At 76.0% G+C, this 1,248-nt stretch carries 2 protein-coding genes; both read right to left on the bottom strand.

Going from position 1 to position 1,248, the window contains the following annotated elements:
• Positions 1-3 precede the first annotated feature (3 nt).
• Positions 4-291, bottom strand: a complete 288-nt coding sequence (locus DKL51_RS25925) for a cytochrome c maturation protein CcmE domain-containing protein (protein ID WP_124812609.1) — start codon at positions 289-291, stop codon at positions 4-6.
• Positions 288-1,040, bottom strand: a complete 753-nt coding sequence (gene ccsA, locus DKL51_RS25920; RefSeq protein ID WP_207783950.1) for a cytochrome c biogenesis protein CcsA — start codon at positions 1,038-1,040, stop codon at positions 288-290. The genes DKL51_RS25925 and ccsA overlap by 4 nt, the downstream gene beginning before the upstream one ends.
• Positions 1,041-1,248: the final 208 nt, after the last annotated feature.

Below are 1,248 nucleotides of genomic sequence, written 5' to 3'. Positions count from 1 at the left end.
CCGTCACCCTCCCGGAACGTCTCCGCCTGGCCGCCGCGCTGGACCGCCGGTGATCTCCCGGCCGCCCTCGGCGAGGCGGAACACGACCAGATCGCCGGTGCGGTGCAGCGAACCGGGCACCACGTCGCCGCCGAGGCGGACCTGTTCCCGGGTGGCGTCCGGGTCGCCGAGCACCTCGCCGGGGGTGCGGTAGTAGGTCAGGGTGTCCCGCAGCGCGCTGGTGACCAGCAGCCCGCCGGCGGCGAGCAGCACGGCGACGACGGCGGTCCGGCCGGCGCGGCGACGGATCATCCGACCCGGACCGGGGTGCGCTCGGCGACGGGGGAGGCGGCGAGTTGGCGTTCCAGCCGGACGACCCGGTGCAGCAGGAGGCAGAGCGCGGCGAGCGTCGCGGCGGCCACGGCGAGCAGCAGGGCGACGCCCATCCGGGGGTCGATCGGCGGGCGTTCGGGGGCCAGCACCGTCGCCTGCTGGTGCAGCGACCGCCACCAGACGACCGAGAAGTGCACCACCGGGACGAGCAGGAAGCCGGCCACGCCGACCACCGCCGCCGGCCGGGCCACCCGGTGGTCCGCGCCGTCGCGGGCCCCGGTCCGCTCGGCCAGCGCGCGGCGCAGGGCCAGGTAACCGGCGTACGCGAGCAGCAGCAGCGCGGTGCTCACCAGCCGAGGGTCCCAGGCCCACCAGGTGCCCCAGACCAGGTGGCCCCAGAGCGATCCGGTGGCGATCGCGGCGGCGGTGAGGCTCACCCCGATCTCCGCGCCGGCCCGGGCGAACCGGTCCCAGCGCAGGTCGCCCCCGATCAGGTACGCGGCGCTGGCGGCGAGCACCACGGCGAACGCGGCGTACCCGACCCAGGCGGCGGGGACGTGCAGGTACATCAGCCGTTGCGCCTGGCCCTGCGCCTGGTCCGGCGGTGCCAGCCAGCCGCCCGCCACGACGGCCGCCCCGGCAAAGCCACCGGCGAACCAGGCCATCGTGCGGCGCCCGGCGGCCGCTCGGGCGGTGTCGGCGACGAGGTCCACCGTGGAGGCTCGCATGATCTCCCTGTCCGCGCTGGGCTGCGCTTGACGGTTGGCGGGTCGGCGGGTCCACCATAAGGTGCACTTGCTGCCCTTCTCGGCTGTATGGGTAAAGAAGGTGTGAATCACGTCTAGTGTCGCTCCCGGTGGAGACGACAGCGGAGACGACCAGCAGCGCCGGCCGGGGGCGGCGCCGCCCGCCCGCGCTGGCCGCGCTGTCCGGCCT

Origin of the sequence: Micromonospora globispora (assembly GCF_003857015.1) — a bacterium.
Classification (GTDB): Bacteria; Actinomycetota; Actinomycetes; order Mycobacteriales; family Micromonosporaceae; genus Micromonospora; species Micromonospora globispora.
The sequence above is the reverse complement of the archived record's forward strand: the minus strand, read 5'-3'. Positions and strand labels throughout refer to the sequence as shown.